Source organism: Acinetobacter sp. ATCC 27244, from assembly GCF_000156555.1.
In the GTDB taxonomy this organism is placed as follows: domain Bacteria; phylum Pseudomonadota; class Gammaproteobacteria; order Pseudomonadales; family Moraxellaceae; genus Acinetobacter; species Acinetobacter haemolyticus.
In genome coordinates this window covers 1-570 of the sequence record NZ_GG665999.1, presented here as the reverse complement: position 1 = coordinate 570, position 570 = coordinate 1, and the positions used below count along the sequence as shown (strand labels likewise).

The 570-nt window shown below is 37.2% G+C and carries 1 pseudogene; it reads left to right on the top strand.

Features of this window, described 5'->3' with window-relative positions:
- Positions 1 to 7 precede the first annotated feature (7 nt).
- A pseudogene (locus HMPREF0023_RS15965) lies at positions 8 to 570 on the top strand (IS30 family transposase); the annotation flags it as partial.

Below are 570 nucleotides of genomic sequence, written 5' to 3'. Positions count from 1 at the left end.
TAGTACGATCTATCGTGAGCTTAAAAGAAATAGCATCAATGACGTTTATCAAGCTCAATATGCTTCTGATAACACCTTCGCTAGACGTAGACGTGGTCACAGAAAACTCAAAATCGATTCAATCCTCTGGAAATTTATTGTTGAAGCGATCCGTTGTTTATGGTCTCCTCAGCAAATAGCAAAGCGTTTAAAGAGATTTCCTGATTTGGATCAAACAATGAATGTAAGCCATACAACGATTTATTCAACGATACGAGCATTACCAAAGGGTGAGCTGAAAAAAGACTTACTATCCTGTCTCGTCATGAAAATAAAAAGCGAAAAGCTAACGGTGAACCTAAAAAAGATTCTATATTACAGGATATTAAAACTATTCATGAGCGCCCAACCGAAGTTCAAGAAAGAAAAATACCGGGTCATTGGGAAGCCGATTTAATTAAAGGTAAAGACAATAAAAGTTCGATAGCAACACTTATTGAACGAAATACACGGCTCTGTATCTTGGCAACATTACCTGATGCAAAGGCAGAATCAGTGCGCAAGGCTTTAACTGAAGCTCTGAAATATTTA